Origin of the sequence: Actinoplanes sp. NPDC051861, assembly GCF_040681145.1 — a bacterium.
In the GTDB taxonomy this organism is placed as follows: domain Bacteria; phylum Actinomycetota; class Actinomycetes; order Mycobacteriales; family Micromonosporaceae; genus Actinoplanes.
In genome coordinates this window covers 1-13,725 of sequence record NZ_JBFAYE010000002.1, presented here as the reverse complement: position 1 = coordinate 13,725, position 13,725 = coordinate 1, and the positions used below count along the sequence as shown (strand labels likewise).

The 13,725-nt window shown below is 69.0% G+C and carries 11 protein-coding genes, 2 rRNA genes and 1 riboswitch; of the genes, 2 read left to right on the top strand and 11 right to left on the bottom strand.

What is annotated here, in order from left to right; all coding sequences use genetic code 11:
* Positions 1-26: 26 nt before the first annotated feature.
* Genes AB0M02_RS06645 through AB0M02_RS06620 form a run of 6 tightly spaced genes read right to left on the bottom strand, consistent with a single transcriptional unit; the run spans position 27 to position 6,679 of the window.
* Positions 27-944, bottom strand: coding sequence for an ABC transporter substrate-binding protein (locus AB0M02_RS06645; protein WP_364222687.1), 918 nt, complete (start codon positions 942-944; stop codon positions 27-29).
* A complete protein-coding gene (locus AB0M02_RS06640; protein ID WP_364222684.1) occupies positions 941-2,917 on the bottom strand; it encodes a bifunctional diguanylate cyclase/phosphodiesterase in 1,977 nt (658 codons plus the stop codon). Before AB0M02_RS06640 ends, AB0M02_RS06645 begins: the two co-directional genes overlap by 4 nt.
* A gap of 39 nt (positions 2,918-2,956) precedes the next feature.
* A complete protein-coding gene (locus AB0M02_RS06635) occupies positions 2,957-3,835 on the bottom strand; it encodes an NAD(P)H-binding protein (protein WP_364222681.1) in 879 nt (292 codons plus the stop codon).
* The gene (locus AB0M02_RS06630; RefSeq protein WP_364222678.1) at positions 3,832-4,629 is read right to left on the bottom strand and encodes an ATP-binding cassette domain-containing protein; all 798 of its coding nucleotides are present in this window, start codon (positions 4,627-4,629) and stop codon (positions 3,832-3,834) included. The genes AB0M02_RS06635 and AB0M02_RS06630 overlap by 4 nt, the downstream gene beginning before the upstream one ends.
* Positions 4,629-5,672, bottom strand: coding sequence for an ABC transporter permease (locus AB0M02_RS06625; protein WP_364222675.1), 1,044 nt, complete (start codon positions 5,670-5,672; stop codon positions 4,629-4,631). Before AB0M02_RS06625 ends, AB0M02_RS06630 begins: the two co-directional genes overlap by 1 nt.
* On the bottom strand, positions 5,645-6,679 hold the full coding sequence (locus AB0M02_RS06620; RefSeq protein WP_364222672.1) for a sugar ABC transporter substrate-binding protein: 1,035 nt from the start codon (positions 6,677-6,679) through the stop codon (positions 5,645-5,647). Before AB0M02_RS06620 ends, AB0M02_RS06625 begins: the two co-directional genes overlap by 28 nt.
* Positions 6,680-6,805: 126 nt before the next feature.
* Between AB0M02_RS06620 and AB0M02_RS06615 the strand changes: the two genes are divergently transcribed.
* Positions 6,806-7,801 carry a LacI family DNA-binding transcriptional regulator gene (locus AB0M02_RS06615; RefSeq protein WP_364222669.1) on the top strand — a complete coding sequence of 332 codons (996 nt, stop codon included), beginning with the start codon at positions 6,806-6,808 and terminating at the stop codon, positions 7,799-7,801.
* On the opposite strand, the gene AB0M02_RS06610 is transcribed toward AB0M02_RS06615, so the two are convergent.
* The 3 genes from AB0M02_RS06610 to AB0M02_RS06600 all read right to left on the bottom strand — a co-directional run bounded on the left by AB0M02_RS06610 (position 7,788) and on the right by AB0M02_RS06600 (position 12,752).
* Positions 7,788-9,947, bottom strand: a complete 2,160-nt coding sequence (locus AB0M02_RS06610) for a discoidin domain-containing protein (RefSeq protein ID WP_364222666.1) — start codon at positions 9,945-9,947, stop codon at positions 7,788-7,790. The genes AB0M02_RS06615 and AB0M02_RS06610 overlap by 14 nt on opposite strands.
* 371 nt (positions 9,948-10,318) lie before the next feature.
* Positions 10,319-11,743 carry a glycine hydroxymethyltransferase gene (locus AB0M02_RS06605; protein ID WP_364222663.1) on the bottom strand — a complete coding sequence of 475 codons (1,425 nt, stop codon included), beginning with the start codon at positions 11,741-11,743 and terminating at the stop codon, positions 10,319-10,321.
* Positions 11,744-11,763: 20 nt separating this feature from the next.
* Positions 11,764-11,854, bottom strand: a riboswitch (ZMP/ZTP riboswitch).
* The gene (locus tag AB0M02_RS06600) at positions 11,841-12,752 is read right to left on the bottom strand and encodes an oxidoreductase (RefSeq protein WP_364224471.1); all 912 of its coding nucleotides are present in this window, start codon (positions 12,750-12,752) and stop codon (positions 11,841-11,843) included. (Overlaps the previous riboswitch by 14 nt.)
* A 94-nt stretch (positions 12,753-12,846) precedes the next feature.
* On the opposite strand from AB0M02_RS06600, the gene AB0M02_RS06595 reads away from it, so the two are divergent.
* Positions 12,847-13,368: a helix-turn-helix domain-containing protein gene (locus AB0M02_RS06595; protein ID WP_364222660.1), complete on the top strand. Its 522-nt coding sequence runs from the start codon at positions 12,847-12,849 to the stop codon at positions 13,366-13,368.
* Positions 13,369-13,416: 48 nt separating this feature from the next.
* Here the strand turns inward: AB0M02_RS06595 and rrf are convergent.
* Positions 13,417-13,533, bottom strand: a 5S ribosomal RNA gene (gene rrf, locus AB0M02_RS06590).
* Between the two features lie 97 nt (positions 13,534-13,630).
* Positions 13,631-13,725, bottom strand: a 23S ribosomal RNA gene (locus AB0M02_RS06585); the annotation flags it as partial.

The following is a 13,725-nucleotide window of genomic DNA, read 5'->3' as shown; positions in this document are numbered from 1 at the left end:
GTGTAGCGTACTACACGCGCGTGTAGCTAGGCGGTCTTCGATGCCCCGTTCACTGTCGCCTCGGTGACACCGCTGCTCTGCAGTCCCCACCGGGTCAGCAGCTCGGTGTAGGTACCGGAGTCGATCAGCCGCTGCAGCGCCGCCTGCAGGCAGTCCCGCAGCGCCTTGTTCTCCTTGTCCACGGCGATGCCGAACTGGCCCGGCTCGTACTGCTCGTCGTTGGCGAGCTGGTAGAAGGCGCTGGTCCGCGAGTCGGCGACCAGGTAGGCCGCGGGCGGGGAGTCGATCAGCACGGCCGCCACCCGCCCGGTGCGCAGCTGCACGAGAGCGTCCGCGTTCGTACGGCGTGAGTCGATGACGATCGGCCAGGCCGCGCACTCCTTCTTCTGCAGGCGCTGCAGGATCTCCTCCTGCAGGGTGCCGTGCTCGGTCGCCACCTTCTGGCCGCAGAGGTCCTTCATGGCCGAGATCGTCCGGGGGTTGCCCCGCTGCACCACGATCGCGGTGCCGGCGTTCAGGTAGTCGACGAAGTCGGCCTTGTCGCGCCGCTCGGGCGTGTCGGTCATCGACGAGAGCACACCGTCGTACGTGCCCGCGTCGACCTCGTCCAGCGCGGTGCTGAACACCCCGGTCACCATGTCGACCCGGATGCCGAGGACGTCACCGAGCGCGGCGGCCAGGTCCGGCGAGAAGCCGATGACCGTACGCCCGTCGGCCGCGAAGTACTCCATCGGCGCGTAGCTGGCGTCGGTCACCAGTCGCATCGAGCCGCGGGCGCGCACCGACTCGGGCAGCCGAGCGTGCAGGTCCTGATCCATCGCCACGGCGCCGGTCGCGTCCAGGACGCTCGCCTGCGTACTCGCCTTCTCGGCCGTGCCGCATCCCGCGATCGCGAGCACCAGGAGGGTGCCGGTCGCCGCCAGAGTCCGTCGGAAATACCTCATAGTCCTGCCCCCTCCAGTACCGGTGCTGTTACAGAAATCTCGGGCCATGGCGCCGGGCGGCCGAAGAAGTAGCCCTGCGCCTGGTCACAGCCGGCCGCGGCCAGCCAATAGCCGATCTCGGCCGTCTCCACCCCTTCGGCGGTGACGTGGCTGCCGAGACCGTGGGCGAGCTCGATCACCGACCGTACGATCGCCTGACTCTGCGGGTCGCGGACCACGTCGGAGACGAACGCGCGGTCGATCTTGATTTCGGTGATCGGCAGGCCGCGCAGGTACGCCAGACTGGTGTAACCCGCGCCGAAGTCGTCGACCGAGATGCCGACGCCCAGCTCACCGAGCTCCATGATGGTGCGGAGCACGCTGTCCGTGTCGGACGCCAGCGCGGTCTCGGTGATCTCCAGGATCAGCCGCTCCGGCGGGGTGCCGAACTCGACCAGCATGTCCCGGACGAGCTGCGGGAACCCGGGCACCTCGAGGTTGCGGGCCGACACGTTCACCGACAGCGACCAGTCCCAGCCGTACGCCGTCCACCGCGCCTGACCGGCCAGCGCCCGGCGCAGTACCCACTCGGTCAGCGGCACGATCAGGCCGGAGTGCTCGGCGGCGGGCAGGAACTCGCCCGGCGGGAGCAGCCCACGCTGCGGGTGCTGCCAGCGCACCAGCGCCTCCACGCCGCTGATCTCGCCGGCCGGGAGACCGACCTTCGGCTGGTAGAAGAGCACCAGTTCGTCGCGCTCCAACGCGTGCCGCAGCTCGGCCTGGATCACCAGCCACTGATGCGACTGCCCGGTGTCGCCACCTGCGTACACGACGACGTCCGCCGCGCCGCGCTTGCCCTGGTACATGGCCGTGTCCGCACGCTGCTTCAACTTCTCCAGCTGCAGCCCGTGCTCGGGATAGAGAGCCACGCCGAAGCTCGCCTCGATGCTCAGCGGCACGCCGTCGAGGACCATCTCGTCGGAGACCCTGTCGCGCATCGACTCCAGCAGGGCAACCGCCTCGTCGCGGGCGCGGCCGGGCAGCAGGATGGCGAACTCGTCGCCGCCCAGCCGCGCCAGCAGGTCGTCCGGCCCGAGCGCGGAACCCATCCGGTCCGCGACCACCCGCAGCAGCTCGTCGCCGGCGTGGTGGCCGAGGGTGTCGTTGACCTCCTTGAAGCGATTGAGGTCGACCAGCACGATGGCGCCGATCGCCCCGTTGCGCTCGGCGTTCCCCAGTACCACCTCGGCATGCGCCCGGTACGCCGCCCGGTTCGGCAGGCCGGTCAGCGCGTCGTGGGTGGCCTGGTACTCCTGGCGGGCCGCGTACCGGCTCAGCGACCGGGTGGTGGACCAGGCCAGCAGGGCCAGCACCAGATAGAGGGCGACCAGCGCGCCACCCAGCCGCCACCAGGTACGTTCCATCTGCGCGTGGATCTGGTCGGCGATCGCGTCGTACGGCAGATACACCTCGAGGACGCCGACCGACTGCCCGGAGGCGCTCGCCACCTGCGGCTGGACCACCCGGATGACCTGGATCTGCTCGGCCATCACGGCGGCACGGGACTCGCCCGCCGCCGCGGCCTGGAAGTCGGGGTCCGAGGTCAGCACGCCGCCGCTGGTCGAGCCGTCGTCGGAGAAGACCACCCGGCCGGTGAAGCTGCGCAGCCGCAGCCGCAGCACCGAACCGCGGAACACGGCCTGCTCGGTGGCGGCCCGCATCCCGTCGAGCTGCGCGGTGGTCAGGCCGTCGTTGAGCCCGTCGCTCGGCAGCGTCTCACCGGTGTTCAGCGCGGGCGCGATCGCCATCTCGGCGATGACCGCCGCCTGCGAGAGTCCCTGCGCTCGACCTTGCTCGGCGGCGTCCGCGCGATAGGTCTGCACCATCATCGCGCCCAGCGCCATGACGGGCACCAGGCTGGCCGCGGCGTATGTCGCGAACAGCCGGGTGCTCGTGCGTGCGCCAGGACGCCTGCGGGCTCGGCGGGGGAACATGCGACACAGATCGACGTGACCCGCCGCACCTTGAGGGATTCAGCCCCGCAGCATCGGAGCAAGTGTCGCGGTGATCCACTGCTCCAGCGTCGTGGGCGTGGTGGTCACCGCGGTCCGCGCCTGTTCCGGCCGGAAGTCGTCGCGGGTCCCGGCGGTCATGCCGACCAGTGCGCCCGCCGCCGCGTCGGAGAGGCCGGCCTGCCGGAGCCCGTCGAGCATCGCCTCGTCCGGCACGACGTCGAGGCGCACCTTCACCCCGGTGGCCGCCGCGATCGCCTCGGCGACACCGGCCCAGGTCAGATCGGCGGGGCCGTGCACGGCCTGAACCACCGTGCCGGACCAGCCGGCGGCGAGCAGCCGGGCCGCGGCGACCTCGCCGACGTCGCGCGGGTCGACCCAGGGCACCGGACGGTCGGCCGGCATCGTGGTGGTGAGCCGGCCCTCGCGCAGCTCGTCCAGGTTGCCGAGCAGGTTGGTGAAGTAGTAGCCGTTGCGGAGCACGGTCACGTCGGCACCGGTCGCCGTGAACACCTCCTCGGCGTGTGCCAGCCCGTCGATCAGGCCCGCGCCGTGGCGCCGCTCCGCTCCGACACTGCTGATCAGCACGACCCGGCGTACGCCTGCTGTTTTGATCGCGGCGGCGCCGCTCTCCGCCACCGTGACCATCTCGCCCAGCGGGTCCACCGCGGTGAAGTTCTCCGGCGTCACCCAGAGCAGTGCGTCCAGCCCGGCCGCGGCACCGGCGACGAAATCCCGGTCCCGCAGGTCACCGGTGCGCACCTCGGCCGCCTCGGCCAGCCCGGGCTCGAGCCGCCCGGGATCGCGCACCAGCAGCCGTGGCCGCTCGCCCGCCTGGACGAGCAGGCGTGTCACCCTCGATCCGACATTTCCCGACGCTCCGGTAACCCCGATTGTCATGCCTTGGCTGTACCCGCCTCATCCGCGGCGGAACCCGGCGCCGGCGCCGCTCCCGTCATGATCGCCACCGCGTCGGACATGGAGTGGGACTGCGGGGTGATCACCGCGACCCGGCGGCCGAGACGCTGGATGTGGATGCGGTCGGCGACCTCGAAGACGTGCGGCATGTTGTGGCTGATCAGGATGACCGGCAGCCCGCGGTCCCGGACGTCGCGGATGAGTTGCAGCACCCGGTTGCCCTCCTTGACGCCGAGCGCCGCGGTGGGCTCGTCGAGGATCACCACCTTGCTGCCGAAGGCGGCGGACCGGGCGACCGCCACCGCCTGCCGCTGGCCGCCGGAGAGCGACTCCACGGCCTGGCCGATGTTCTGCAGGGTGGCCACGCCGAGCTCGCTCATGTGCCGGGCGGCCTCCGAGCGCATGTGCTTCTTGTCCAGCATCCGGAAGACCGATCCCAGCGGGCCGGCCCGGCGCTCCTCGCGGCCGAGGAACAGGTTGTCCGCGATGTCGAGACCCGGTGCGACCGCGAGAGTCTGGTAGACGGTCTCGATCCCGGCCGTGCGGGCCTCCATCGGGTTGCGGAACTGCACCGTCTTGCCGTCCAGCAGGATCTCCCCGGAGTCCGGGATCAGCGCGCCGGAGAGCGCCTTGATCAGGCTGGACTTGCCGGCGCCGTTGTCGCCGATCACCGCGAGGATCTCGCCGGGCAGCAGTTCCAGGTCGCTGCCGTCGATCGCGACGACCCGGCCGTACCGCTTGGTGAGTCCCCTCGCCTCGAGAACCGGAGTCGTCATCAGCCCTTCACCTTCCTGATCCACTGGTCCAGCGAGACCGCGATCAGCACCAGCAGGCCGATCGCGAAGCCCTGCCAGACCACCTCGACGCCGGCCAGCTGCAGGCCGTTGCGGAAGACACCGACGATGAGCGCGCCGATCAGCGTGCCGATCACCCCGCCGCGGCCGCCGAACAGGCTCGTGCCGCCGAGCACGACCGCGGTGATCGAGTCCAGGTTGTACTCGGTGCCGACGTTCGGGCTGGCCGAGGCGAGCCGCCCGATGAGGATCCAGCCGGCCACCGCGTAGAGCAGCCCGGCCGTGGTGTAGACCGAGAACAGCACGCGACCGGTGCGGATGCCGGCGAGCCGGGCCGCCTCGATGTCGTCACCGGTGGCATAGACGTGCTTGCCCCAGGCCGTCGAGCTGAGGACGTACGCGAAGAAGCCGAACAGCAGCAACATGATGATCGTTCCGTAGCTGAGCCGGAAGTTCCCGATCGGGATCGACTCGCCGGTCCACGTCATCAGCCCCGGCATGTCCGCGCCACGGACCGTCTCGCTGTTGCTGACCACCGAGTTGAGCGAGAAGAAGATGGTCAGCGTGCCCAGCGTGACGATGAACGGTGGCAGCTTGATCCGGGTGACCAGCATGCCGTTCAGCGCGCCCATCGCGGTGCCGCAGGCGAAGCCGAGCAGCAGCGCGATCGGCCCGGGTATCCCGGCGTCGGTGCAGAAGAGCGCCATCAGGATCGACGAGAAGACCGCGATCGCGCCGGCCGACAGGTCGATGCCCGCGGTCAGGATGATCAGGGTCTGCCCGAGCGCCAGCGTGGCGATCACGGTGACCTGCAACAGCACCAGGGAGAGGTTCGCCGCCGAGAAGAAGCGGGCGTTGACGATCGAGAAGGCGATGATCGCCACGATCAGGACGGCCAGCGGGCCGAGCACCGGGTTGCTGTGCAGCCGGTGCTGCAGGCGCAGGCCGAACGAGTCGTGTTGGCGGGTCTCGAAGTCCGCGGTGGCGGTAGCCATGGTCAGCCCCAGCAGTTCTGCTTGCCCCACGCGGAGTCCTTCGCCTCCACGCCGGCCTGCGGCTCGTCGGTGATCAGTTCGACGCCGGTGTCCACGAAGCTCTTACCGGCGGTGTTCTGCGGCAGCGTGCCGTCCTTCGCGTACTGCGCGATGGCCTCGACGCCCATCTGCGCCATCTTGATCGGGAACTGCATCGAGGTCGCACCGATCACGCCGGCCGCGACGTTGTCCACACCCGGGCACCCGCCGTCGACCGAGACGACCGTGACGTCGCGCTCCTTGCCGGCCGCCTTGAGCGCCTCGTACGCCCCCGCTGCCGCCGGCTCGTTGATGGTGTAGACCAGGTTGATCGACGGATCCTTCTGCAGCAGGTTCTCCATCGCGGTCCGCCCGCCCTCCTCGTTGCCGTCGGTGACGTCGTGGCCGGCGATCCGCGGGTCGTTCTCGTCGCCGATCCGGGCCGGGTCGCCCACCTGGATGCCGAAGCCCTCCATGAACCCCTGGTCGCGCTGCACGTCGACGGAGACCTGGTTGGCGTTGAGGTCGAGCATCGCGATCCTCGCCTGCTTGCCCTCGGAGTCGAACTTCGCCTTGGCCCACTGCCCGATCAGGCGGCCGGCCTCGAAGTTGTCGGTGGCGAACGTGGCGTCCGCCGCGTCGGGCGGATCGACCGGCGTGTCCAGCGCGATGACCAGCATGTCCGCCTCGTGTGCCCGGTCGATGGCGGGCACGATGGCCTTGGAGTCGTTCGGGGTGATCAGGAAGCCCTTGGCGCCGAAGGAGATCAGGTTCTCGATCGCCAGCACCTGTGACTCGTTGTCGCCGTCCACCTTCCCGGCGAACGTCTGGAGCTCGACCCCGTACTGGGCGGCGGCCTCCTGCGCGCCCTTCTTCATGGTCACGAAGAACGGGTTGGTGTCGGTCTTGGTGATCAGTCCGACGACCGGTTCGCCGGAACCTCGGTTGCAGGCCGTCAGGCCCGCGAGCAGCAGGACCGCACAACCGGCGGCCGCGAGCAACGGTGATCGCTGGCGCATGCCTCCTCCGGGCTTCGAGAGACGAGACATCGAAAGACAACGTTGTCTTGGAGTAGACGCCCAGCCCTCCGGAGTGTCAACAATGAGTTTCCAACACGTTGCGCCGAGTGATCGTGGGAGTGGGCCATGGCGCGGCCGACCATGAACGACGTCGCCCGTACCGCCGGCGTCAGCCTGAAAACCGTGTCCCGTGTGGTCAACGGCGAGCCGACGGTCGCCCCTGACCTGGCCGCCCGCGTGCGTGCGGCGGTCGAGTCGCTCGACTACCGGCCGCACCTGGGCGCCAGCATGATGCGGCGGCAGGACCGGCGGACCCGGACCATCGGGGTGCTGCTGGAGGACGTGTCCAACCCGTTCTCGGCCGCCCTGCACCGGGCGATCGAGGACCAGGCCCGCAGCCGCGGGGTGCACGTGCTGGTCGCCAGCCTGGACGAGGACGAGCGCCGCGAACGGGATCTGGCGCGCGCGTTCCGGCAGCGGCAGACCGACGGCCTCATCGTGGCGCCGACCGCTTCCGATCAGTCATACCTGACCCGGTTCACCGGTACGCCGGTGGTCTTCGTGGATCGCGGCCCGAGCGGTTTCCAGGCCGACACGGTGGTCTCCACCAACGTCGCGGGCGCCGCCGGTGCGGTGCGGCACCTCGTCGCGCACGGGCACCGGCGCATCGCGTTCCTCGGCGACTACCAGCGCATACCCACCGCGGGCGACCGGTTCCGCGGCTACCTGCAGGCGCTCGGTGGCCGGGCCGGGCCGGTGCTGCACGACCTGCACGGCGAGGTCGCCGCTGAACGCGCCACGCTGGCGCTGATGCGCCGCGCCGGTGCTCCGACCGCCCTTTTCACGAGTCAGAACCTGATCACCATCGGGGCGGTCCGCGCGCTGCGCCGGCTGGGCCGGCACCACCAGGTCGCCCTGGTCGGCTTCGACGACTTCCCGCTCGCCGATCTGCTGGATCCGGCCGTCACCGTGGTGGCGCAGCATCCGGCCCGGATAGGCCGAGCGGCCGCCGACGCGCTCTTCGAGCGCATCGACGGCCACGACGGCCCGCCGCGCGAGATCAGGGTGGCGACAACCCTGATCCCGCGCGGCAGTGGTGAGTTGCCGATCAGGGGAAGTTGACCACGTAGGACGGTACGGTCGCGGTGCCCTGCGCCGGCCCACCGGTGGTGTTGACGACGTTGTCGATCACGCCGTTGCCACCGAGCGAGACGGTCAGCAGGTTGTGCAGACGGACGCCGGACTTCACCGGCACCTCGAAGCCCCGGTCCGCGTGGATCGACGGGTTGACGTTGAAGTAGCAGTAGCTACCCATCGCCCACGCCTCGTGCGTGTTCACCGAGTCCGCCACCTTGTACGCGGCATACCCTTCCGCCCCGGTCCGCCAGGCCGCCTGGGTCGGCGGGTCGTACGGCATCTCGTTCTGGAAGAAGTACGTCCGGCCACCGTTGCCGTTCCAGATCACCTGGTACTTCTGGTAGTGCTCGACGAACAGCCCGTACGCCGTGACGTCGTTGCCGTTGACGATCAGGCCGTGGTCACCGAGTGCGGTGTCCCAGTTGTAGGTGCCCGCGTTGCCGTGGTCGGCACGCCACGCCCAGATGTGGTCGATGATCACGTTGTTGCTGTTGACCAGCAGGCTGTTGGTGGCCTTGCCGGCGATGTAGCCACCGACCCGCAGGAACACGTCCTGCACCGACGACGGGTTCGCGGCGTGGTTCGCCGTCGACCCGCTCTGGCCCATCACCAGCAGGTTCGGCGAGAGCGTGGTGCCCGCGTCGAAGAGGATGCCGGCGACCTTCACGCCGTCCACATCGGCCACCTGCATCGCGGTGACGCCGTTCTCCGGGATGACCGTGGCGTAGCCGAGGCCGAGCACCACGGTGTTGGCCCGGTTCACGTTGATCGTCTGGTTCACCCGGTAGATACCCGGCTGGAAGATCAGGTTGAGGCCCGAGGCGAGGGCCGCGTTGATCGTCGCCGCGCTGTCGCCCGGCTTCGCCACGTAGAACTGGCTCAGCGGGATGCTGGTACCGGGCGTGTTGCCGTTCACCCAGCTCGCGCCGACGCTGTTGGTCCGCAGGTTCGGCACGAACACCGCGTAGTCGGAACCGGTGTGGTACAGGTACGGCTTCTCCCGGATCACCGGGGTGTTCGCAATCGTGGTGTACGGCGGGTTCGGGTAACCCGCACCCGACGGGGCACCCTGCACACCGACGAACGCCTGGTTCCACACCGCGTTGGTGTTCGAGGCGATCGAGCTGTTGCGCGTGAGCCACTGCTGCTGGGAGTACTGCCCCAGCGTGCCGCTGATCCGCGAGTCGGCGACGTAGCCGCCGGAGGCCCAGCCGTACCCGTTCGGCGCCAGGTTCAGGTTGCCGTGGATGTCCATCCGCCGGAACGGGGCGGCCTGCGAGACGGCCCACCGGTTGGTGCCGTTCACCGGGTAGACGGAGAGGTTCTCGGTGGAGCGCCAGAAGTTCTGGGTGGCGTTGCCCGCGAACCAGCCCGCGTCGACGGTGATGTCACCGTTGATCCGTACGTCCTGCGGGTTCTGACCGAGACCGACCACCGAGGTGTAGAAGCCCACCTGGATGTTCAGGTTGTTGTAGGTGCCCGGCCGGAACGCCAGCACGTAGCGGCCGGTGCCGAACTGGGCGGTCTCCTGCTGGCGGAAGATCTCGTCGGCGCGCGCCTGGATGCTGGCCGACGACATCGACGGGTCGAAGACGATCACGTTGGCGCCGAGGCTGCCACCGCCCGGGACGCTGGTTCCGCCGTCCTCGCCGAAGACCTTGAACTCCCACAGCGAGTAGCCGTATCCGGTGGTGCGCTGGGTGCCGTACATACGCACGTAGCGCCCGGTGCCGCTGACGGTCAACGACTGGTTGCCACCGGTGCCGGTGGTGGTCGAGTAGATGGTCGTCCAGGTCGAGGCGTTGTTCGACACCTGGATCTGGAACGCCCTCGCGGCGGCCGTCTCCCAGTTCAGCTCGACCCGGGTGATCGCCTGCGACGTGCCCAGGTCGACCTGGATCCACTGCGGGTCGGAGAAGGCGGACGCCCAGCGGGTGCCGGTATTGCCGTCGAACGCCTCAGCGGGGTTGTACGCGCCCGCCGCCTCGGTGGAGGAGGCCGTGGCCGGCTTGCCCTGGGACAGGAGGACCTCGGCGGCCGAGGCCGATGTGGTGGTGACCGCGGCGAACCCGGCCACCATGGCGGTCACCAGACCACCGATGGCGGCGAGGCGCCAGGGGGAACGTCTCATTGCTTCTCCTCGGGGAGCGGGACGGACGGCAAGGGGACGGCTTGCGCACCCGGGAAGCGCTCTAACGGATCTTGGGAGAGCGCTTCCCGGCCGAACGTAAGGAGAGCAACGAATTCATGTCCATAGTTGGTAACAGTTCCGGAACCTGCACGTCTTCTCGCACAAAACCCGTGCTAGGCGGCCTCAACTGGGATTACGCCCGCTGATAACACCGAAGCCGGAACCGGTTCCGGCGACGCGCGCGAGAACGCCCACACCACGCAAGAAGGAATAATCAGTATTCATGGTACGAGACCGTTGCGCGGAAGCGCTTCCCGACAGAAAACCGCCCCCGCCGGCGTGGGGCCGGCGGGGGCGGTGACGGAAACAGATCAGCCGAGATCGACCGACGGGTACAGCGGGAACGGGGCCAGCAGCTCCGACGCCTGCTTGCTGATGCGGTCGGAGAGGGCCGCGTCCAGGGTGAACTTGGCCTTGGAACCCTCGGCCGGGCTGGTGGCCGCGAGCACGTTGTGGATGAGCTCGGCGATCTGGTCCATCTCGCCGACGCCCAGGCCCCGGCTGGTCAGCGCCGGCGTGCCGACGCGGATGCCGGAGGTGTACCAGGCGCCGTTCGGGTCGTTCGGGATCGCGTTGCGGTTGGTGACGATGCCGCTGTCCAGCAGCGCCTGCTCCGCCTGGCGTCCGGTGATGCCGAACGGGTGCACGTCGATCAGCACCAGGTGGTTGTCGGTGCCGCCGGAGACGAGCTGCACGCCACGCTTGAGCAGGCCCTCGGCGAGTGCCTGGCTGTTCGTGACGATCTGCTGGGCGTAGGTGGCGAACTCGGGCCGCCGCGCCTCCGCGAACGCGATCGCCTTGGCCGCCATCACGTGCGGCAGCGGGCCGCCGAGGACCATCGGGCAGCCGCGGTCCACCTGCGACGAGAGCTCCGGCTGGCAGAGCACGGCACCACCACGCGGGCCGCGCAGGCTCTTGTGGGTCGTCGTGGTGACGATGTGCGCGTGCGGGATCGGGTTGTAGTCGCCGGTGAAGACGCCACCGGCGACCAGGCCGGCGAAGTGCGCCATGTCGACCATGAAGGTGGCGCCGACCTCATCGGCGATCTCGCGCATCGTCGCGAAGTTCACCTTCCGGGGGTACGCCGAATAGCCGCCCACGATCACCGCGGGCTTGAACTCCTTGGCGGTCTCCCGCAGCGCCGCGTAGTCGATCTGGCCGGTGGCCGGATCCACGCCGTAGCTGCGCTGGTCGAACATCTTCCCGGAGATGTTGGGCCGGAATCCGTGGGTGAGGTGACCGCCGGCGTCCAGGGACATGCCGAGCAGCCGCTGGTTGCCGAACGCCTGCCGCAGCTCGGCCCACTCGGCGTCGGTCAGGTCGTTGATCTGGCGCTTCTCGAACTTCTTCAGGTACGGCACCTCGACCCGGTCGGCCAGGATGGCCCAGTAGGCGACCAGGTTCGCGTCGATGCCGGAGTGCGGCTGCACGTAGGCGTAGGGCGCGCCGAACAGCGCCTTGGCGTGCTCGACGGCCACCGACTCGACGGTGTCGACGTTCTGGCAGCCGGCGTAGAACCGGCGGCCGATCGTGCCCTCCGCGTACTTGTCGGAGAGCCAGTTACCCATGGCGAGCAGGACGGCCGGCGAAGCGTAGTTCTCACTCGCGATCAGCTTCAGCGACTCACGCTGATCGGTCAGCTCCTTGGCGATCGCGTCGGCAATGCGCGGCTCGACGGACCGGACCACCTCGAGGGCGGAGCGAAAGGCTACGGATTCCGCGTTCAACTCAGACATGGGACCTCCCTATCACGTAGTGAAGAGGCCCAGGCGCACGGCAAGTCGTCGTCTCGACGAGGCCGCTCCCCGATGGTCAACCATCCGAACGCGCCAGTCACGGCCCGTCCGTCAGCATACCGGCGACGACGGGGAACCTGACACCCGTTAGCCGCTCCGACACCTCCCAGAGCCGCCGTTGTGCCACCGGGTCGTAGGCCGCCTCCACCGCCAGCACCCGCACGGGCCGTCCCGTGTTCTCCCCTCTGCCGTCCGGTCCGTAATACTCGCCGCCGCGAGCGGCGACATCGGTGGCGGCCCGGAGAATCGGTTGCGCTCCTGCCAATTGGTCTTGGATCAACCAAGACATAACCCATTTCGTACGCCGTGACGCCGCCAGCCGGTAATGCCACGGACTGTGCCGCATCAACGGAGTCCTCGCCGCCCCCGGGTGCGCGCCGATGCTCACCAGCCCGGGGTACCGACGCTGCAGCTCGAACGCGAACAGCAGGTTGGCCAGCTTCGAACCGCAATACGCCCCCCACGGGTCGTATCCCTTCTCGGCCCGCAGATTCTCGAAGTCCATGACCCCGCGCCGATGCCCGTTGCTGCTGACCGTCACCACCCGAGCGCCGGGCGCCGCCAGCAGCCGATCCAGCAGCAGACCAGTGAACGCGAAATGCCCCAGATGATTGACCCCGAACGTGAGCTCGAACCCGTCGCTCGTCAGCTCGAACGGCGGAATCATCACGCCCGCGTTGTTGACCAGCAGATCCAGCCGCTCGTGCCGGTCCCGGAACTCCTCGGCCGCGGCGCGCACCGACCCGAGATCGGCCAGATTCAGCAGCAGCGCCTCCCCTTTGATCTCCCGTGCCACGGCACCGATCCTCGCCGGATCCCGCCCGGCGACCACCACGATGGCACGCCTGCCGGCCAGCTCCCTCGCCACCTCGTACCCGATACCGGAGTTCCCGCCCGTCACCAACGCCACGCGCCCACGCAGGTCAGGGATGTCAGCTGCGCTCCACATACTGAGCCTCCTATAATCGGGACACCCGTCCCGCTTACCGCGACGATACGGGACGCCCATCCCGTTTATCAACCAGTCGTTCCCCGGAGATCAGATGCGAGCAGACGCCGAACGTAACCGCGCCAAGGTCATCAAGGCCGCGATGACGGCCTTCGCCACCGAGGGCCTGTCCATCTCGGTCGCGGAGATCGGCCGCCGCGCGGGCGTCGGCACCGGCACCGTGAGCCGGCACTTCCCCACGAAGGAGTCTCTCTACGCCGCCATCGTCCTGGCCAAGGTCACCGAGATCGCCACCGAGGCCCGCACGCTGATCGAAACCCTGCCGCCGGCCGACGCGTTCTTCGCGTACTTCGCCTACATGGTCGAGGAGGCCGCCACCAACCGCGGCCTGGCCGAGGCCATGTCAGGCGGCGGCTACGACATCGAAAAGGCCGTCGACGGGACGGAGGAGGACCTGGCCACCCTGGAGTCAACCCTGCTCCACAACGCCCAGGCCGCCGGCGCAGTCCGCTCCGGCGTCACCCGCGACGAGGTCAAGGCCCTGATCGGGGCATGCGTCGCCGTCCCGTCACGCACCCACATGGTGGAGATCGTGTCCGCCGGATTACGCCCCTGAAATGCAGAAAGGCCCACCCCGGAGGGTGGGCCTTTCTGTTCACGTTGAGTCCGGCGGCGTCCTACTCTCCCACACCCTCCCGAGTGCAGTACCATCGGCGCTGGCGGGCTTAGCTACCGGGTTCGGAATGTGACCGGGCGTTTCCCCACCGCTATGACCACCGAAACAACCATCAGCACTGAACCAACCAGCAACCCACACGTGGTGGGGTGGTTGTTCGTTTGCTGTGAATCACACAGTGGACGCAAGCGCAAAGTATTAGGTGGTTAAGCCCTCGGCCTATTAGTACCGGTCAACTCAACACGTTACCGTGCTTACATCTCCGGCCTATCAACCCAGTCGTCTAGCTGGGAGCCT